Origin of the sequence: uncultured Rhodospira sp. (assembly GCF_937138205.1) — a bacterium.
In the GTDB taxonomy this organism is placed as follows: Bacteria; Pseudomonadota; Alphaproteobacteria; order Rhodospirillales; family Rhodospirillaceae; genus Rhodospira.
The window spans coordinates 12,205-30,608 of sequence record NZ_CAKZOT010000090.1 but is presented as its reverse complement, the minus strand read 5'-3'; the positions used below and the strand labels follow the sequence as shown (position 1 = coordinate 30,608).

The 18,404-nt window shown below is 65.7% G+C and carries 15 protein-coding genes; 3 read left to right on the top strand and 12 right to left on the bottom strand.

The window, feature by feature from the left end; genetic code table 11:
- Nucleotides 1-13 precede the first annotated feature (13 nt).
- The 7 genes from Q0309_RS13010 to Q0309_RS12980 form a co-directional block, all read right to left on the bottom strand.
- The gene (locus Q0309_RS13010; RefSeq protein WP_299441705.1) at nt 14-985 is read right to left on the bottom strand and encodes an Rpn family recombination-promoting nuclease/putative transposase; all 972 of its coding nucleotides are present in this window, start codon (nt 983-985) and stop codon (nt 14-16) included.
- Between the two features lie 34 nt (nt 986-1,019).
- Nucleotides 1,020-1,529 (bottom strand): peptidylprolyl isomerase, encoded by a 510-nt coding sequence (locus Q0309_RS13005; RefSeq protein ID WP_299441702.1) that lies wholly within the window; start codon nt 1,527-1,529, stop codon nt 1,020-1,022.
- A gap of 104 nt (nt 1,530-1,633) precedes the next feature.
- Nucleotides 1,634-2,146: a pantetheine-phosphate adenylyltransferase gene (gene coaD / locus Q0309_RS13000; RefSeq protein WP_299441699.1), complete on the bottom strand. Its 513-nt coding sequence runs from the start codon at nt 2,144-2,146 to the stop codon at nt 1,634-1,636.
- A gap of 91 nt (nt 2,147-2,237) precedes the next feature.
- Nucleotides 2,238-4,997: a DNA gyrase subunit A gene (gyrA, locus tag Q0309_RS12995; protein ID WP_299441696.1), complete on the bottom strand. Its 2,760-nt coding sequence runs from the start codon at nt 4,995-4,997 to the stop codon at nt 2,238-2,240.
- A gap of 468 nt (nt 4,998-5,465) precedes the next feature.
- Entirely contained in the window at nt 5,466-6,578 is a 1,113-nt protein-coding gene (locus tag Q0309_RS12990; protein ID WP_299441693.1) for a hypothetical protein, read from the bottom strand.
- Between the two features lie 504 nt (nt 6,579-7,082).
- Nucleotides 7,083-8,294 carry a GNAT family N-acetyltransferase gene (locus Q0309_RS12985; protein WP_299441690.1) on the bottom strand — a complete coding sequence of 404 codons (1,212 nt, stop codon included), beginning with the start codon at nt 8,292-8,294 and terminating at the stop codon, nt 7,083-7,085.
- Nucleotides 8,295-8,393: 99 nt separating this feature from the next.
- Nucleotides 8,394-8,876: a RidA family protein gene (locus tag Q0309_RS12980; protein ID WP_299441687.1), complete on the bottom strand. Its 483-nt coding sequence runs from the start codon at nt 8,874-8,876 to the stop codon at nt 8,394-8,396.
- 105 nt (nt 8,877-8,981) lie between these two features.
- Here Q0309_RS12980 and serA point away from each other — a divergent pair, with 105 nt between their 5' ends.
- Together serA and Q0309_RS12970 are read left to right on the top strand one after the other, a co-directional pair.
- Nucleotides 8,982-10,220, top strand: coding sequence for a phosphoglycerate dehydrogenase (serA, locus tag Q0309_RS12975; RefSeq protein ID WP_366940623.1), 1,239 nt, complete (start codon nt 8,982-8,984; stop codon nt 10,218-10,220).
- Nucleotides 10,221-10,234: 14 nt separating this feature from the next.
- On the top strand, nt 10,235-10,858 hold the full coding sequence (locus tag Q0309_RS12970; RefSeq protein WP_299441681.1) for a LysE family translocator: 624 nt from the start codon (nt 10,235-10,237) through the stop codon (nt 10,856-10,858).
- A gap of 183 nt (nt 10,859-11,041) precedes the next feature.
- On the opposite strand, the gene Q0309_RS12965 is transcribed toward Q0309_RS12970, so the two are convergent.
- The 5 genes from Q0309_RS12965 to ssb form a co-directional block, all read right to left on the bottom strand.
- On the bottom strand, nt 11,042-11,446 hold the full coding sequence (locus tag Q0309_RS12965; RefSeq protein WP_299441678.1) for a hypothetical protein: 405 nt from the start codon (nt 11,444-11,446) through the stop codon (nt 11,042-11,044).
- A 105-nt stretch (nt 11,447-11,551) separates the two neighbouring features.
- Nucleotides 11,552-11,896, bottom strand: a complete 345-nt coding sequence (locus Q0309_RS12960) for an STAS domain-containing protein (protein WP_299441675.1) — start codon at nt 11,894-11,896, stop codon at nt 11,552-11,554.
- Nucleotides 11,897-12,187: 291 nt separating this feature from the next.
- Nucleotides 12,188-14,965 (bottom strand): type I DNA topoisomerase, encoded by a 2,778-nt coding sequence (gene topA / locus Q0309_RS12955; protein WP_299441672.1) that lies wholly within the window; start codon nt 14,963-14,965, stop codon nt 12,188-12,190.
- Nucleotides 14,966-15,033: 68 nt separating this feature from the next.
- Complete coding sequence (gene dprA / locus Q0309_RS12950; protein ID WP_299441669.1) at nt 15,034-16,149, bottom strand: DNA-processing protein DprA; 1,116 nt, start codon at nt 16,147-16,149, stop codon at nt 15,034-15,036.
- Nucleotides 16,150-16,360: 211 nt separating this feature from the next.
- Complete coding sequence (ssb, locus tag Q0309_RS12945) at nt 16,361-16,876, bottom strand: single-stranded DNA-binding protein (RefSeq protein WP_299441665.1); 516 nt, start codon at nt 16,874-16,876, stop codon at nt 16,361-16,363.
- Between the two features lie 318 nt (nt 16,877-17,194).
- Between ssb and Q0309_RS12940 the strand changes: the two genes are divergently transcribed.
- Complete coding sequence (locus Q0309_RS12940; RefSeq protein WP_299441662.1) at nt 17,195-18,400, top strand: ABC transporter substrate-binding protein; 1,206 nt, start codon at nt 17,195-17,197, stop codon at nt 18,398-18,400.
- Nucleotides 18,401-18,404: the final 4 nt, after the last annotated feature.

Here is an 18,404-nt window from a genome sequence, read left to right as displayed (position 1 = left end):
GGGCCACCGCAAACTACATCTCGTCCCGCAGGCGCCGGATCTCATCGCGGGGTAGTTCCGTTGCCGCCGCCACCTGATCATCGCTCAGGACACCCATGGCCAGCAGGTTGCGGGCGGTGCGACGCTTCGCTTCAGCGGTCGCCTCCTGCCGCCCCTGCTCGAGGCCCTGCTGGAGGCCCTGCTGGAGGCCCTGCTGAAGGCCTTTTTCAAGACCCTCACGCTTCGCTTCCTCGAACCACCCCTCGATCGTCTCCGCCAACATGCTATCGGCCTCCATGAAGTCGGTGATTCCGTCGACCTCCCGGATATGGGACTCCGGGACCTTACGCCGCAACAGGCGACGCACCCAGACGCTGAACGCACGGCGCAACGACTGGTGCGCCTCGTCCCGCAGCAGCCCGTCAAGCGCCTGCAGGACACGACGGATGTCCACCGGCCTGCGGCTGTGTTCCAGGCGAAACAGTGCGTCCGACAGGTTGCGCACAGGGTCGTCAGGGTGAACCGCCAACCGCGCTTCGTCCACCAGATGATACATCAGCCGCGGTTGAAACGAATGCAATCCCTTCGGTGGCGGCACGAAACAGTCGGCCACGTCCATCGCGGCCGTCCAAGCGGGCGCGCCGTTGTACAGAACGATGGGCAGGATGGGGGGCAGGCGGCCGTCCTGTGTCTGCTGGCGCCGGATCAGGTCCTGGGCCAGCAATCCCACGTACACCATGACGCGCACCGCCATCCACGGGTCGGGCGTGCTCTGGAATTCGAGCAACAGATACACCCAGAGCCACCGGTCGCGCAGACGCACGCGCCAGACCAGATCGTCGTGCCGCTCCTTTTCGCTGTCGCTGACGAAGCTGGATTTCTCGGGTGTCAGGGTCGAAAAGTCCGCCTCCCCGACCCACTCGCCGGGCACGAACCCCGTGATCAGGTCCCGCACCATCTCCGGGTGCGAGAACAGGAGCTTGTACCCCGTATCGTCCGTCGCCATGGATCCAGACCCGCCGCCCCTTCGGGTTCAGCCGTCACCCGTCCGCGGCGACCCACATGCGAAGGATGCTGTCGGGATCACTTACCTTGCCGTTGCGCGCGGCCGATCCGACCTTGATCTTGTCCACGGCGTCCATGCCGTCCACCACTTGGCCCCAGATCGTGTACTGGCCGTCCAGGTGAGGCACATCGGCGAGGCAGATGAAGAATTGGCTGTTGGCCGAGTTCGGCTCCTGGGTGCGCGCCATGGAACAGGTCCCGCGCCGGTGTTGTGCGACGCTCGGGTCCGAGAACTCGGCCTTCAGGTCCGGCAGATCCGAGCCGCCCATGCCGGTGCCTGTCGGATCACCGGTCTGGGCCATGAAGTCCTCGATGACCCGGTGGAACACCACGCCGTCGTAGAATCCCTGCCGCGTCAGGGTCTTGATGCGCTCCACATGATTCGGCGCCAGATCGGGGCGCAGCGCGATCGTGACCCGGCCGGCGGCCAGGTCCATGAACAGGGTGTTTTCGGGATCCAGGTCCCGTCCGGTATCGGCGGCCATGGGTCGTGCCTTTCCAGTCAGGGTGATGAGCGCGGCAGCCGCGGCGAACAGGCTCCGCCGTGACAGAACCAGGGAGAGGGGCCGGTGCGGTTCTCGGGTGTCTGTCATTGTGTCTCTCCGAACCTGGTCATCAGGCGTTGGTGGACGGTCGCCGTCACGAATGGGCGAATGTCACCCTTCAGGCGCCCGATCTCCTTGACGAAGCGCGAGGAGATGAAATGCGAGCGCTCGGAGGCCATCAGGAACACGGTCTCGACCGAGTTGTTCAACCGCGCATTCATGCCGGCCATCTGGAACTCGTACTCAAAGTCGGACACAGCGCGTAGCCCGCGAATGATCACCGATGCACGCATCTCGACCGCGAAGTTGATCAGCAAGGTTTCGAACGGGCGCACCTCAAGACGGGTCTCGCCGCCCAGGCCGAACTCCTGCATCGACTCGCGCACCATGGCGACCCGCTCGTCCAGCGAGAACATGGGTCCCTTGCCGGCGTTCACGGCAACGGCGACGATCAAGTGGTCGACCAGTCGGGTCGCCCGGCTGATGATGTCCAGGTGCCCGGTGGTCACCGGGTCGAACGTACCGGGATAGATCCCGACGTGTTTTTGCGCTGCCATGGACTGTGCGTTCCCCCTTGGCCTCGGCAGTGGGTTGCGTGCGACCGAGGCTCCCCAAGCGGATGGGAACCGTCACCAGCCGCCAAGCCTCCTAGCCGTCCCCCTGACTGGCGTCGCCGTCGTCGCCGCCGTTCTCATCACCATTGCCGCCGTCGGCCAACGCGGCCGGCAGGTGGGCGGCCGAGACGACCACTTCGTCATCCGCCGTGCGGAACAGACGCACGCCCAGCGTCTTGCGGCTGGCGATGCGCACGTCGTCCAACGGCATCCGGATCAGCTTGCCGGCGTTGGTGATCAGCATGATCTGGTCGTCCGCGCCCACCGGGAACGAGGCGACCACGTTGCCGTTGCGGACGGCGGTATCGATGTTGATGATGCCTTGCCCGCCCCGCCCCGTGACACGGTACTCGTAGGAGGATGTGCGCTTGCCGAACCCGTTCTCGGTCACGGTGAGGACGAACTCCTCCGCCTCGGCCATGCGGTCGAAATCCTCGTCGGTCAGCGCCCCGGGCTCCACCGCCTCGGCCTCCACGTCCGGCACGAGATCCGTGTCGGCGTCCTCGTCTTCCGGACGCCGCCGCACCTGGCTGGCCCGCTTCAGATAGGCCGCGCGGGTCGCCGGATCGTAGTCGGCGTGGCGCAGCATCCCCATCGAGATGACACGATCCCCCTTGGCCAGCCGGATCCCCCGCACACCCGTCGAGGTGCGGCCGGCGAACACCCGCACCTCGCCCACCGGGAAGCGGATGCACTTGCCGGCGTGCGTGGCCAACAGGACATCATCGCTTTCCGAGCAGGTTCGGACGGCGATGAGCGCGTCGCCCGGCTCCAGCTTCATGGCGATCTTGCCGTTGGCCATGATGTTGGTGAAGTCGGACAGCTTGTTGCGCCGCACCGACCCCGAGGCGGTGGCGAACATGACGTCCAGGTCGCCCCAGGTGGCCTCGTCCTCCGGCAGGTCCATCACGGTCGAGATGGTCTCGCCCTCGCCCAGCGGCAGCAGGTTGACCATGGCCTTGCCGCGCGCCTGCGGGGTCCCCAGCGGCAACCGGTGTACCTTCAGCTTGTAGACGATGCCGGCCGAGGAGAAGAACAACAGCGGCGTATGCGTGTTGGCGACGAACACGCTGGTCACGAAATCCTCGTCGCGCATGGCCATGCCGGCGCGGCCCTTGCCGCCGCGCCGCTGCGCCCGGTAGGTGGAGAGCGGCACCCGCTTGATGTAGCCGGTGCTGGTGACCGTGACCACCATGTCCTCGCGGGCGATCAGGCTTTCGTCATCGACCTCGAACTCGACGTCCTGCAGTTCGGTTCGGCGCGGCGTGGCGAACGCCTCGCGCACCTCCGCCAACTCGCCGCGCATGACGGCGAACAGCTTGTCGCGCGACCCCAGGATGGCGAGGTATTCCTCGATTCGAGCGCCGATCTCGCGCAGTTCCTCCTGGATCTTCTCGCGCTCCAGCCCGGTCAGGCGGTGCAGGCGCAAATCCAGGATCGCGCGGGCCTGCGTTTCCGACAGGTGATAGCGGCCGTCCTCGACGCCGCGCCCCGGCTCATCGATCAACGCGATCATCGGCGCCACCTCGCCGACCGGCCACGCCTCGGCCATGAGACGTTCCCGCGCGGTCTGCGGATCGGGGGCGTTGCGGATCATCTCCACCACCCGGTCGACGTTGACCACGGCGATGGCCAAACCGACCAGCACGTGGGCGCGATCGCGGGCCTTGTTGAGTTCGAAAATGGTCCGCCGGCGGATGACCTCTTCACGAAACGCGAGAAACGCCGTCAGAATCTCCCGCAGGGTCAGCATTCTCGGCCGGCCCTGATCCAGCGCCAGCATGTTGACGCCGAACGTCGTCTGCAGCGCCGTGAATCGATAGAGCTGGTTCAACACCACGTCGGCCACCGCATCACGCTTGACCTCGATCACCACCCGCACGCCGCGCCGGTCGGACTCGTCGCGGATGTCCGAGATGCCTTCCAGCTTCTTGTCGCGCACCATCTCGGCCATGCGTTCGATCATGGCCGCCTTGTTGACCTGATAGGGCATCTCGCTGACGACGATGGCCTCGCGGTCGCGCGACATGGATTCGATCTCGCAGCGCGCGCGCATGACGATACTGCCGCGCCCGGTCAGGTACGCCGACCGAATGCCCGCCTTACCCATCACCAGTCCGCCGGTCGGGAAGTCCGGACCTGGAATGATCTCCAGCAGGTCCTCGGCCGGCAGATCGGGGGTGTCGATCAGCGCCAGGCAGGCGTCGATCACCTCGCCCAGATTGTGCGGCGGCAGGTTGGTGGCCATGCCCACGGCGATGCCACCGGCGCCGTTGACCAGCAGGTTGGGGAAGCGTGCCGGCAGCACCACCGGCTCGACCGAGTTCTCGTCGTAGTTCGGCTGGAAATCGACCGTGTCCTTGTCGATGTCCTCCAGCAGCGCGTGCGCGGCCTTGGACAGCCGGGCCTCGGTGTAACGCATGGCCGCCGGCTTGTCGCCGTCCATGGAGCCGAAGTTGCCCTGGCCGTCGATCAGCTTCAGGCGCATGGAAAAGTCCTGCGCCATGCGCACCATGGCATCGTAAATGGCCGAGTCCCCGTGCGGGTGATACTGGCCCATGACGTCGCCGACGATGCGGGCGGACTTCCGGAACGGCTTGTTATGCGTGTAGCCGTTCTCGTTCATGGCATACAGGATGCGCCGGTGCACGGGTTTCAATCCGTCGCGCACGTCTGGGAGCGCGCGGCTGACGATCACGCTCATGGCGTAATCGAGGTAACTGCGCCGCATCTCGTCTTCGATGGTGACGGGCGAGATGTCGGACTCGGAGGGCCTGTCAGGAGGTGTGGTCACGGGTTGGGTTCGCCGATCGGAAGGCGGTCTCGGACAGCGTGGGCGGGCAAGGGCGCGGCCACGGGTCCGAATACCGCAGACATAAAAACAACCGCCGTGCCCGGGATCGCGTCCCAGAGCACGGGGCGGCAAAGGACGGGGATGTTAGCAAACGCAGCAGGGCGCGGCAACGCGGGGGTCGATCAGCACGTCTACGTCTCTTGGCCCCGGCGATGCGTGCCGGCGACCAGCGTAAGGTTTCAAAAACGCGAAGACCCACGTCCGTTCAACCAGACTAACGAGTACAAGCGGACGCCATGCCTGAAACGGCGAACCCGGCCCCACGGCTTCAACTGACTGCGAACAAAGATTGAACGGATCAAAAAAACGCAGCCGCTTAGTTAACCAAGTGGTTATAGGAATGCGCCGTTCGTCCACGTCCCTTAAATCACGGTTGAATGAGGACGCGGAAACCATTGTATTGTTTTCTTAGGCGGGCGCTTCCATAAGCGCGTAAAAACCAACCCCTTCATCTCGGTAGATTGGCAAATTCTCTATCACAGTCTCTCGTTCTTCCGGAGAAATCGTGAAGAAGTGACCACCTGTCATTGTATTATAGAACCTGTATACAGGCACAACACCCTCAACTGTCTCAGCTTCGAAAGCGCTGAAACCCGCCCCTTCGTACCGATACAACGGGAGATTATCGATAACAAAGTTCTTTTCCTCTTCTGATATAGTAAAAAAGTGTCCGCCGATTTCCGTGTTGTAGAAACGATAAACCTCTGACGCACCGCCACTACCATCTTGATCCGCAACAGAAGCATCAAAAGCAAAAAACCCAGCACCTTCATATTGATAGTTTGTATTCTGCAATACATTATTTCTTTCTTGTGTACTGAACGTGAAAAAGTGACCTCCAGTTTCCTTGTTAAAGAATCGGAAGACATCGGAGGCATTACTTTCCTCTCGAACGGAAAACCCGACACCATCGGCCCCGTTCGCAGTGCCGAAATCAAAATCTCGCTCGAACAACACTGTCAAAGTATTTTGATCAAGTATGTAAACGTCATCGCTGTCAAAAGCGACAATCTCGTTGTCTATAGTTTTACCGAGGCCGAAAACGCTGGATGCTGGGAGCGCGCCCACTTCTATTGTTTGCCGAGAATCAGGATCATACTCAATGAGGGTGTCTTGTGATGCCGTATCTAGCGATCCATAAATACGACCATCTACCTCGACAATATCCCCCGAGAAACGACTAGAGACCGTCGCGAGGTCTGTAAATTCGCCCGTGTCGGGAGAATATTCAATCAAGGACGTGCCGCCTCCGATGTAAAAGGTACCATCGTCAGCAATCTCAAGGGAGTTAAATTGAAAACCCGGAAGCTCCATTACCGATCCACGGGCGCCTGTTTCGCGATTAACCGTAAAAATCTCCCCGAAACCAAGCCCCCATATCTGCCCTTCGTTATCGACGGCAATGTCAGTCATTGTGTTTCCAGGAGAATAAACGACAAACGACTGAAATCCCCCGGGAATATTCACAACATAAATTCGATTACTGCTACTTACAACAAGAAGCTCAATACCTTGTGACATGGTTTTTCTCCCCGACTCGGCGACACGCGCAAGACGACTGCAACACTGTTATTTGAACACCGTTACTTGGCGACCATCATGCTGCTCCCAATGGCCACTAAGCGGATGGCCCCAACGCCCAGATGAATCCGATTGTTATACCAACGATAGCCGAACATACCTTATCAGAAAAGTCAAGAAATGGGCGTCTGTTACCGAACATGGAGAATGCCCCTCATCCAAGCTGGATGGGCGCCGTACTGCCGCTCAGAGTCGTTTTCACCTTGTTTGGCCAACCCAACTCTAGCCAGAGCTGCGCGCCCCTTCTGGATGCCCGCGCCAAACCTAAAAGCTTGAAATGAAACAAGGTCGGAACAGGTGTTTGCGGCTGGTAGACGTTCGCCTACGTGCCTCACGGCCGCCAGACGTCGAACATCATCAGTCGCCCGGGCGTCGGTCTTGGCGGTGTTCGATCACCTCGATCGTGACAAGGATCCTGGCGGTAAGGGCTCCGGATAGGGCGTGTTAGGACTCCGGCCCCGGCCGCTCGCCCCTGCGGTAGGGGCCGAACGCCGCCAGCGTGGCCATGTCCTGATCGACCATCATGCGCTCGTGCTCGACGAAGCGGGCCACAGCCTCGCGGAATCCCGGATCGGTGATCCAGTGCAGGCTGTGCGTGGCGCGCGGCAGGTAGCCGCGCTGCACCTTGTGCTCGCCCTGGGCACCGGCCTCGACCCAGCGCAGACCGCGGTCGATCGCGACATCCATGGCACGGTAGTAGCACGCTTCGAAGTGCAGGAACCGAAAGTCGTCGACACAGCCCCAGTTGCGACCGTACAGGGCATCGCCGCCCCACAGGTTGAGCGCGCCGCAGACGTCGCGGCCGGTGGCGTCTTCGGTTCCCAGCACCAGAACCACCCGATCGGCCAGGCGCTCGCCCAACAGGTGGAAAAATCCGCGCGTCAGGTAGGGCTGGCCCCATTTGCGGTCGGCCGTCGTCCTGTAGAAGCGGAAGAACGCGTCCCAGTGCCGCATTCGCAGATCGCCGCCGGTCAGGACCCGCAGCGTCACGCCCTGGGTGTTGGCCTTGTCGCGCTCCTTGCGGATGGCCTTGCGCTTGCGCGAGGCCAGCGTGTCGAGAAAGTCCTGGAAATCGCGGTAGCCCGGGTTCTCCCAGTGGTATTGCTGGCCCTGGCGGCGCAGAAAGCCCATGTCCTGCCCCAGATCGGTCTCGCCCTCCGTGGGAAAGGTGATATGGACGCTCGACAGCCCGATCTGGTCGGCCAGCTCGACCATGGCCACCAGCAGCGCACGACGCAGCGACTCCGGGTCGGGCGCGTCAGGACGCACAAGCAGGCGCGGCCCGGTGACCGGCGTGAACGGCACCGCGCCCTGAAGCTTGGGATAATACTGCCCGCCGGCCTGATGCCAGGCGTTGGCCCAGCTCCAGTCGAACACGTACTCGCCGTAGGAGTGGCTCTTGAGGTACAGGGGCGCGACCGCCAACGGCCGCCCCTGGCCGTCACGAATCAGCAGGTGCTGCGGCCGCCAGCCGGTACCCGGCCCGACAGAACCCGAGTCCTCCAGCGCCGACAGAAAGGCATGGCTTACAAAGGGATTCTCCGGGCCGGCGCAGGCATCCCAGTCGGCCGCGTCCACGCGCGACAGGGCGGGCAGAACGGCGACGCTGTAGGACGGCGTCTCGGTGTCGCAGGGGGCGGTGTCGTGGGGGGTCATGGCCTCGCGGACCCTGTCTGCGGATGGGATCTCCGCGTCAGCATGTGGGCGCGATGCCGTCGGACACCAAGGGCGGGACAGGCGACGGACCGAGTGCTTTTACCAGTCGTACTGCTGCGTTACCTCGACCATCGCGTCCACCTCCACCGGCACCCCCAGGGGCAGCGACGCGCAGCCAACGGCGGCGCGGGCGTGGCGGCCCGCCTCGCCGAACACCTCGCCGATCAGGTCCGACACCCCGTTGGCGACCTTCGGGTGATCGGTGAACTCCGGCGTCGCGGCCACGAACACGCCCAGGCGGAGGATCCGCGTGACCCGTTCGAGGTCGCCGTCGCACACGGCCTTTAGTTGGGCGATCAGGTTGATCCCGCACAGGCGGGCGGCGGCCTGGCCATCCTCCAGCGACAGGTCACGGCCCATCAGCCCGGTGAAGGCCGGCTTTCCGCCGGACAGCGGGATCTGGCCCGACACCACGACCAGCGACCCTGTACGGACGGCGGGCACGTAGTTGGCCACCGGGGCGACGGCCTCCGGCAACATGATCCCCAGGGCGGTCAAACGGGCCTCAATCTGTCCAGCCATGAAAATCCCTTCCCTTTCCGGGGCTGCTGTGTGGTAGGTGAAGCGCCCGCGCCGGGCCGTGAGGCCGGCGCCCGTTCGCTCGTCCACAGACTTGGGGATCCGTCCATCGTGAGCAAGCTCTCTCTGCCCAAGGACAAGATCAAGGTCCTGCTGCTGGAGAACGTCCACCAGAACGCCGTCGATTACCTCAGGCGGCAGGGGTACACGAATGTGGACCACCTGCGGACGGCGCTGTCCGGCGACGCGCTGAAAAGCGCTCTGGCCGACACGCACATCCTGGGGATCCGCTCGCGCACTCGTGTGACGGCTGACGTGCTGGCGGCGGCCGAAAAGCTGATGGCCGTCGGCTGCTTCTCGATCGGCACCGACCAGGTGGACCTGGACGCGGCCAAGCGGCAGGGCATCCCGGTCTTCAACGCGCCATATTCCAACACCCGCTCGGTGGCCGAGCTTGTGCTGGGCGAGATCATCTGCCTGTTCCGGGGCACGTTCCCCAAGGCCTGGGCGGCGCACGAGGGCGGCTGGCAGAAGTCGGCCGAGGGCAGCCACGAGGTACGCGGCAAGACGCTGGGCATTGTCGGCTACGGCCATATCGGCTCGCAGTTGTCGGTGCTGGCCGAGGCGCTGGGGATGAAGGTCGTCTTCTATGACATCGTCGAGAAGCTGGCGATCGGCAACGCCACCGCCCTGCCGACCCTGGACGCGCTGCTGGAGGCGTCGGACGTTGTCAGCCTGCATGTGCCGTCGTCGCCCCTGACGCGCGACATGATCGGCGGGCGTGAACTCGGCCTGATGAAGAGCGGATCGTTCCTGGTCAACGCCGCGCGCGGCGAGGTGGTCGACATTGAGGCCCTGGCCAATGCCATCCGCACCGGGCATCTGTCCGGCGCGGCGGTGGACGTGTTCCCGAAGGAACCAAAGGGCGGCAACGACATCTTCGAATCGCCGTTGCGCGGCCTGCGCAACGTGATCCTGACGCCGCACGTGGGCGGCTCGACCGAGGAGGCCCAGGCCAACATCGGCACCGAGGTGGCCGAGAAGCTGGTCAAGTACTCCGACAACGGCTCGACGGCCGGCGCCGTCAACTTCGTCGAGGTGTCGCTGCCGAGCCAGGAGAACGTCAGCCGCTTCCTGCACATCCACAAGAACGTGCCGGGCGTGCTCAGCGCCATCAACGAGATTTTCTCGTCGCGGGACATCAACATCGCCGGCGAATACCTGCGCACGGACAGCGACGTCGGCTATGTGGTGGTGGACGTGGACAAGGAAATCGAGGCCGGCATGGGCATCCGCAAGGCCCTTGCGGCCATTCCGGGCACCATCCGCACGCGGTTCCTGCTGTAGGAGCGCCGCCACGCATGTTCGACCTGACCGCCTGGCTGGCCTTTGTCGCCGCCTCCGCTCTGATCGTGATCGTTCCTGGTCCAACCGTGACCGTGATCATCGCCAACAGCCTGCGCGCCGGTCCCATGGCCGGGCTGATGAACGTGGCCGGGACGCAGGCCGGCCTGCTGCTGATGGTCGGCGTGCTGGCCGCCGGGCTGGAGACGATCGTCACCCAGGCCGGGGCGGTGTTCGACGTGCTGCGGCTGATCGGCGCGGCGTATCTGGTGTGGCTGGGGGTTAAGATGTGGCGCTCGGACGGCCGGCTGGGGCAGGCCGAGGCCGGGACGGCGCGCAGCCACGGCAGCTACGCCTGGCAGGGGTTCCTGGTGATCTGGTCGAACCCCAAGGCGCTGCTGTTCTTCGGCGCCTTCATCCCACAGTTCGTCAGCCCGGAGGGCAGCGCGGCCCTGCAGGTCGTGCTGCTGGGCCTGACCTTCATGGTGGTGGCGCTGGTGCTGGACGGCGCCTACGCGGTCGCCGCCGGCAAGACCGGGGCGCTGCTGTCGCGCCGCAACGTGCGCTGGCTGGAGCGGATTTCCGGGTCGTTCCTCATCGGCGGCGGGATCTGGCTGGCGTTGAGCCGCCGGGCGGCGTGATCTTGTGTGAGGGCGAACCGGTTCGGACTCTAAATCCGGGTCGGGGTCGTCGCCGCAAAGGCAAGGATCGAACGCCCGCGGCGAAGTGATCCGTCTTTGCGAGCTTTGCGAACCCCCGACTGGCGACGAGAGGTCGCGAGGGACGTGGTCTGCCCAAGGGGCAAACTGAGATAATACCCGCCGTCAGCGCCCCAAAATGCGGGCCTGCTCCTCGGACAGGGCCAGCACACGGGCCGTGAATCGTCCGGACCGGCGATTGGAAGCCGAGACCATGAGCTCAATGGGCTCCTGGGCGGGCGTGGGGTCGAGGTCCTCGGCGGCGGCGCCGTCGACCAGGTCCAGGGTGGCGCGTTGTCCCTTGACCGGCAACGGGGCGCGTTCGCCGGCGAAGGGCGCGACGGCCACGGCACCGGCGATTTCGGCGGCATCGTCCGGGGACACGGTGACAAGACACGGGATCCCGTTCAGACGGGCCCGCACGGGACGCGCCGCGCGCGTGTCGCTATCGGTGTTGTCGTGGAGCGTTCCGTTTTCGTCCTGGCCCCGATCCGCGTCACGGGCGCCAGCGATGTAAGTGACCGCATCCATGGCGCTTGCCTCCCCCCTATGCCCTACATAAAACCCCGTTCGATTCGGCGGCGCGGCCGCCTCCGCGCCGCGCTGATGGCCCGGCACACGGCGCCCCCGAGGTGGTCAGGCGGCGGCCGAGGTCGACTGCCCATGGGGCAGGCCCGGCGGCGTCGCGTCGACCGCGAACAACTCGATCACGTGCGCCTGTTCCAGCATCGCCCGCACGGCCGGCCCCACGGCGCGCAGTCGAAGGGTGCAAGCCTGCTGTTCGGCGACTTCCTGTCCCATGAGCAACATCCCGATGCCACTGGAATCGATAAAGGGAACGTCGGCAAGGTCAAGCACGTAGCTCTGCGCCGCTGTCGCGCGCAGATCCTCAAGAAGCGTATTGAATCGGTCAAAGGCGGTATGCGTCAGCGCCCCCGAGAGGTGCACGACCGCCGTCCCCTCCTCGTGTATGTCATTCATGCGGATACCCCTCTCCCCACACGGTGCCGGTGATCGGGTTTCCTCCCCCTCCGGTCGGGTCCAGCCTTTGTATGGGTGGCTTGGCTTCCTTGATGACCGGTGTGCACGCCGTCCCGCAACGTGTTCATTCGTTATATGACATTCTCGAAGGAACGTACACTCCTTCGAAAGAAGGAGTTGCAAAAATATCGGCGAAGTCAGGGCGGCCATGGCCGATGGCCCTGGCACTCTGGTGTAGTTTGCGCCAAGACTTGTTACGAAATAGTTACGAGCTTTGCGGGTGCAAAACGATCAGGACGCCGCTGCCGACTTGCGGGCTTTTCCCTTACTCGGTGTCGTGCCACTCTTGCCAGACGCCTTATTGTTGACCGAGTTTGAAGCGGATGTGCCGGCGTCGGACTTACGGCTTTTCGCGCTCGTCCGGCCTGCGGTCTTGGGTTTTGTCGCGGACTCCGACCCGCCGGCCGCCGTTTTGGCGCCGTCCTTCTCGGCCTTGAGGCGGATCAGTTCGATCGCCCGGTCCAGGGTCAAGTCGTCCAGGTTCTCGCGGTCGGCTTTCGGCACGGTAGCGCGGGCCTTGCCGTGCTCGACATAGGGGCCGAATCGACCGTCCTTCAGCACCACCGGCTTGCCGTCGGTGGGGTGGTTGCCGAGCGATCGCGACGCCATCCGGGTGCGCCCGCCGCCCTGCTGGGCCAACAGGTCCACGGCGCGGTTCAGGCCGATGGTCAGGACGAGCAACGGATCATCGTCCTTCGGCAGGGACTTGTAGGCGTCGCCGTGTTTCAGATAGGGGCCGAATCGGCCCAGGCCGGCCTGGATCATCGTGCCGTGGTCCGGATGCGTCCCGACCTCGCGCGGCAACGCGAGCAAACCGAGCGCCACCTGCAGATCAACGCGGGCGGCCTCGAGTCCCTGCGGCAGGGAGGCGCGCGGCGGTTTCGGCCCCATCTTCGGTTTGCCGGTCTTGGTCTCGCCGATCTGTTCCTGTTCGCCCAACTGGACGTACAGGCCGTACGGCCCCTTGCGCAGCGTGACCATCTTGCCCGTCTCGGGATCGGTGCCCAATTCGCGCGGGCCGCCGGCCAGGTCCTCGGCACCGCCGTCGTCATTCGCAGTGGCGACAAGCTGGCGCGTGTAGCGGCACGCCGGATAGTTCGAGCAGCCGATAAACGCCCCGAACTTGCCGAGACGCAGCCCGAGGCGCCCGTCGCCGCATTTCGGGCAGGCGCGGGGATCGGGGCCACCGTCCTCTTCCGGAAACAGGTGCGGTCCAAGCTCCTCGTCGAGCGCGTCGAGCACGTGCGAGACCCGCAGGTCCTTGATCTCGTCGACCGCCGCCTTGAACTCGGTCCAGAAGTCGCGCAGGACCGTGCGATACCCCAGCGCACCGGCGGAAATCTCGTCCAGCTTGTTTTCCAGGTCGGCGGTGAACGAGTACTCCACGTAGCGGGCGAAGAAGTTCTCCAGGAACGCGGTGACGATCCGCCCCCGGTCCTCGGGCACGAATCGACGGCTGTCCAGTTTCACGTAGTCGCGGTCCTGCAACACCGACAGGATGCTGGCGTAGGTGGAGGGCCGGCCGATGCCCAGTTCCTCCATCTTCTTGACCAGGCTGGCCTCGGTGAAGCGCGGCGGCGGCTGGGTGAAGTGCTGCTCCGGCTTCACCTCGCGCCGGTCGACGGCGTCGCCTTCGCGCAGCGGCGGCAGCAGGCGGTTGGAGTCGTCATCGCCCTCGGCCGAATCGTCCCGGTCCTCGAAATAGACCTTCAGGAAGCCGTCGAAGGTGATGACGGAGCCGGTCGCCCTCAGCACCGCGCGCCCGTCGGCCGCCGTCAGGTCGACCGAGACCTGGTCCAGTTCCGCGCTGGCCATCTGGCTGGCGACGGTGCGTTTCCAGATCAGCTCGTAGAGCGCCAATTGTTCCTTATTGAGATACGGGGCCACCATGGCCGGCGTGCGGCCGGGATCGGTGGGGCGGATGGCCTCGTGCGCCTCCTGGGCGTTCTTGGCCTTGGTCTTGTAGACCCGGGGGGCCTCCGGAACATAGCGCCCGCCGAAGTCCCGCTCGATGGTCGCGCGGGTGGCGTGGATGGCCTCTGGCGCCATCTGCACGCCGTCGGTCCGCATGTAGGTGATCAGGCCGACGGTTTCCCCGCCCAGGGTGATGCCCTCGTACAGCCGTTGCGCCACGCTCATGGTGCGCGACGCGGAGAAGTACAGCTTGCGCGAGGCTTCCTGTTGCAACGTCGACGTGGTGAACGGCGGGGACGGGTGCCGTTTGACGGTCTTGCGTTCGACCTTGCCGACCGAGAAAGTCGTGCCCGTGATGGCGGCCACGGCGGCGTCGGCGGCGGCCTTGTCGGGCAGCCCGAACTTGTCCAGCTTCTTGCCGTCCAGATGCGTCAGGCGGCCGGTGAAGGTCTGCCCGCCGCCCTGGCCCCCCTGGCCCCCCCCCTGGCCCGTGGTGGCCATCAGGGCTTCCACGGTCCAGTACTCGCGGGCCTTGAACCGCTCGATCTCCGCCTCGCGGTCGCAGATCAGGCGCAGCGCCACCGACTGCACACGGCCGGCCGAGCGGCTGCCCGGCAGCTTGCGCCACAGCACGGGCGACAGGGTGAACCCCACCAGGTAATCCAACGCGCGCCGCGCCAGATAGGCCTCGATCAGTTCCTGGTGCAGATCGCGCGGGGCCGCCATCGCATCGGCGACGGCGGCCTTGGTGATGGCGTTGAAGGTGATGCGGTGCACAGGCTTGCCGGCCAGGGCCTTGCGCTGCGCCAGCACGTCGCGCACGTGCCACGAAATGGCCTCCCCCTCGCGGTCGGGGTCGGTGGCCAGATAGAGGGCGTCGGCCTTGCGCACCGCCTCGGTGATCTCGCGCAGGTGCTTTTCAGACCTCTGGTCCACCTCCCACTTCATGGCGAAGTCCTGCTCGGGATCCACCGATCCGTCCTTCGCCGGCAGGTCGCGGACATGGCCGAACGACGCCAGGACCTTGAAGTCGTCTCCAAGGTACTTGTTGATGGTCTTGGCCTTCGCCGGGGATTCAACAACCACAACGCGCATGAGCAACGGACGCCTTTCGTCCTGTCCGAAAGCCAACCGCTCCGCCCGGGGCGGCTCCAGGCCGCCGGTCAGAGCGTCGTCAACAGCGCCACCCGCCCTCCGGGCAGGCGTTCGAGCCGGCCTGCCAGCTCCAGTTCGAGGAGGACGGTCGCCACGACAGCTACGGACAATTGGCAGCCGCGAACGAGTTCGTCAACCGTCACCGGCGCCGGACCGAGCGCTTCCACAAGACGGTCGCGGGCCGCGTCGACCTCGGCCTCGGAGGCAGCGGGAGCCGCGCCGGCCCGGAATTCCGCCGCCTCGGGCTCGGCGAGCGGGGCGTGCAGCAGATCGGCGAGGCCGCGCAAAACATCCTCGGCGGTCTCGGTCAGGATGGCGCCGTCGCGCAGCAGGCTGTTGGGGCCGGCGGCGCGGCCGTCCAGGGGCGAGCCGGGAACGGCGAACACCTCACGGCCCTGTTCGCCAGCCAGGCGGGCGGTGATCAGCGAGCCCGAGCGGGCCGCCGCCTCGACCACCACCACCCCCAGCGCCATGCCGGAGATGATGCGGTTACGGCGCGGGAAGTGGCGGGCCTGCGGCGCCTCGCCCAGGGGCATTTCCGACACCACCAGGCCCTGCTCGACGAGGGCCTCGTACAGGCCCTCGTTCTCGGGCGGGTAGATGATGTCCACGCCGCCGGCCAGCACCGCCGCCGTCCCGCCCGCCAGCGCGCCCTGGTGGGCGGCGGTATCGATTCCCCGCGCCAGGCCGGAGATCACCAGCAGGTCGGCGCGGGCCAGGTCCTGGGCCAGACGGTGCGCCAGCTTGCGCCCGTTGAGCGAGGCATTGCGGGCGCCGACGATGGCCACGGCCGGCCGCTCCAGCAGGCCGACATGACCGCGCGCGAACAGCACGGGCGGACTGTCCTCCACAGCCGCCAGGGCGCGGGGATAGGGCGGCTCGCCATGGGCCAGGACCGTGACGCCGGCCTTGTGCAAGGCCGTCAGCTCCCGCTCGGCGGCCGCCTTGGAGCAGATGCGCAGAGGCTTGCCGCGCCCGCCCCGACGGGCCAGCGCCGGCAGAGCATCCAGCGCCGCTTCGGCGGTGCCGTATTGTTTCAACAGCCGGTGGAACGTGATCGGCCCCACGTTCTCGCTGCGGATCAGGCGCAGCCGGTCGCGGAGTTCGGAGTCGGTCAGAGGCATCGTTCAGGTGGAGGCCGGCGGGGAAAGAGAGGAAAGAAGCGTGCACCATGCCCCAGGGACAACCAAACAGCAACCACAATTGCCACGATGCCGGCAACTCCGTGACCGGCCCTGGCTTGGTCCGCTCGATCCGCCGCGATCACCGCGATCGGAACGCCGTCTGGGTCCTGCGATCCACAGAAGCCTCATGGTCCCGACCCAATCGTGGCCCTCAAAACGGAATATCGTCCTCCGGATCGCCGCCACCACGGCCGGGGCCGGGCGCCGGGCTGGAGTCCCAGCCTCCACCGCCACCGCCGTACCCGCCGCCATCGGGCGGCCCGGGGTCGTAGCCGCCCCCTGCCCCGCCGTTGCTCATGCCACCGCCCCCGCCGCCGCGCGGCGGGTCCAGCATGGTCATCTCGGCGCCGGGGCCTTGCAGCACCACCTCGGTCGTGTAGCGATCCTGGCCCGACTGGTCCTGCCACTTGCGGGTCTGTAGAGAACCGCAGAGGTACACCTTCGATCCCTTGCGCAGGTAGCGTTCGCAGATATCGGCCAGCGGGCCGAACACCGCCACGCGGTGCCATTCCGTCCGCTCGCGCTTCTCCCCAGTCTGGCGATCCTTCCACGAATCGGTGGTGGCGACGTTCAGGTTGGCGACCTTGCCCCCGTTCTGGAACGTGCGGCACTCGGGATCGCGGCCCAGGTTGCCGATGAGAATGACCTTGTTGACGCTGCCTGCCATGGGGAACTCCGGTGTCTGGACCAATCATGTTGAGCATGACAGCCGCCCCTCGCGGGACCGCGCGAGGACGACCCGCCCCGCACTCTATCCGCCCCCCGATCCGGAAGGAAGCCCGCACCGAGCCCGCACGATCGCCCTGGAAACGCCATGATGGTTCGTCCTGATGACGCCTCGCGAACGATCGTTCCGGCATTGCCAGGATACGCGACGCTTTCCTATTCTGCGGGCGCGCACCATATCGATCCGGGCGCGCCCCGGGACCACGCGGCGCCCAAAACACCAATCACACCACTCCACCATTTTGGGGGAAAGACCATCATGACGACGCGTACGTTCACCATCGCCGGCCTTGCCACGGCGACCGCCATCGCCCTCGGCTCCGCCGCCCAGGCGCAGGAGATGAAGATCGGGGCCATCATCCCGATGACCGGCGACCTGCAGGCCTATGGCCAAACCACCCTGAACGGCGTCCGCCTGGCGGAGAAGGAAATCAATGCCGCCGGCGGCGACATCACCATCGTCGTCGGCGACACCCAGACCGCCCCGCAGTCCGGCGTGGACGCGGCCCAGAAGCTGGTCTCGGTCGAGAAGGTCAGCGGCATGGTCGGCGCCCTGTCCTCCGGCGTCACGATCCCCATCGCCCAGTCGGTCTCCGCCGTGGTCGGCGTGCCGCAGATCTCCGGCGCCTCCACCTCGCCGGTGATCACCAATCTGGAGGACAACGACTTCCTGTTCCGCACCGTACCGTCCGACGCCGGCCAGGGCGTGGCGCTGGCGCAGGTGACGAAGGAGCGCGGCATCGACACCGCCGCCATCATGTACGTCAACAACGACTACGGTAAGGGCCTGGCCGACTCCTTCGAAAGCGCGTTCGAGCAAATGGGCGGCACCGTGACCCAGTCGGTCGGCTTTGAGAAGAACCAGTCGTCCTACCGTGGCGAGTTGCAGAACGCGGCGGACGGCGACGCCAGCCACCTGGTGCTGATCGCCTATCCGGAAAGCGGCCAGACCATCCTGCGTCAGGCGCTGGAAGGCGGCACCTTCAGCCAGTTCATCTTCACCGACGGCCTCAAGGCCCCCGAGCTGGTTGACGCGCTGGGCGCCCAGTACCTGAACGGCACCTTCGGCACCACGGCCAAGGCGCTGGAGAGCGATGGCGGCAAGCACTTCGCGGAAGCCTGGATGGCCGAGTACGGCGCCGAGTCCGACAAGCCCTATCACGACACCGCCTATGACGCCGTGTATCTGCTGTCCCTGGCCGCCGTGAAGGCCGGGTCGACCGATCCGGAGGCCGTGCGCGACGCCCTGCGCGACGTCGCCAACCCGCCCGGCGAGAAGGTCGGCCCGGGCAAATACGCCAAGGCCGTCGAACTGCTGAACGCCGGCACGGACATCGACTACGAGGGCGCCGCCGGCTCGCAAAACTTCGACTCCAACGGCGACGTGGCCGGCACCTTCGAGCTGTGGGTGATCGAGAACGGCCAGTTCGTCTCCGAGAAGGTGTTCGAGCCCGAGGCGATGTAAGGAC

What these genes read in the sequence shown, in the direction of transcription:
- Q0309_RS13010 (WP_299441705.1), bottom strand. Translation starts at nt 985, where the DNA reads ATGGCGACGGACGATACGGGGTACAAGCTCCTGTTCTCGCACCCGGAG.
- Q0309_RS13005 (WP_299441702.1), bottom strand. Translation starts at nt 1,529, where the DNA reads ATGGCCGCCGATACCGGACGGGACCTGGATCCCGAAAACACCCTGTTC.
- coaD (WP_299441699.1), bottom strand. Translation starts at nt 2,146, where the DNA reads ATGGCAGCGCAAAAACACGTCGGGATCTATCCCGGTACGTTCGACCCG.
- Q0309_RS12990 (WP_299441693.1), bottom strand. Translation starts at nt 6,578, where the DNA reads ATGTCACAAGGTATTGAGCTTCTTGTTGTAAGTAGCAGTAATCGAATT.
- Q0309_RS12985 (WP_299441690.1), bottom strand. Translation starts at nt 8,294, where the DNA reads ATGACCCCCCACGACACCGCCCCCTGCGACACCGAGACGCCGTCCTAC.
- Q0309_RS12980 (WP_299441687.1), bottom strand. Translation starts at nt 8,876, where the DNA reads ATGGCTGGACAGATTGAGGCCCGTTTGACCGCCCTGGGGATCATGTTG.
- Q0309_RS12970 (WP_299441681.1), top strand. Translation starts at nt 10,235, where the DNA reads ATGTTCGACCTGACCGCCTGGCTGGCCTTTGTCGCCGCCTCCGCTCTG.
- Q0309_RS12965 (WP_299441678.1), bottom strand. Translation starts at nt 11,446, where the DNA reads ATGGATGCGGTCACTTACATCGCTGGCGCCCGTGACGCGGATCGGGGC.
- Q0309_RS12960 (WP_299441675.1), bottom strand. Translation starts at nt 11,896, where the DNA reads ATGAATGACATACACGAGGAGGGGACGGCGGTCGTGCACCTCTCGGGG.
- topA (WP_299441672.1), bottom strand. Translation starts at nt 14,965, where the DNA reads ATGCGCGTTGTGGTTGTTGAATCCCCGGCGAAGGCCAAGACCATCAAC.
- dprA (WP_299441669.1), bottom strand. Translation starts at nt 16,149, where the DNA reads ATGCCTCTGACCGACTCCGAACTCCGCGACCGGCTGCGCCTGATCCGC.
- ssb (WP_299441665.1), bottom strand. Translation starts at nt 16,876, where the DNA reads ATGGCAGGCAGCGTCAACAAGGTCATTCTCATCGGCAACCTGGGCCGC.
- Q0309_RS12940 (WP_299441662.1), top strand. Translation starts at nt 17,195, where the DNA reads ATGACGACGCGTACGTTCACCATCGCCGGCCTTGCCACGGCGACCGCC.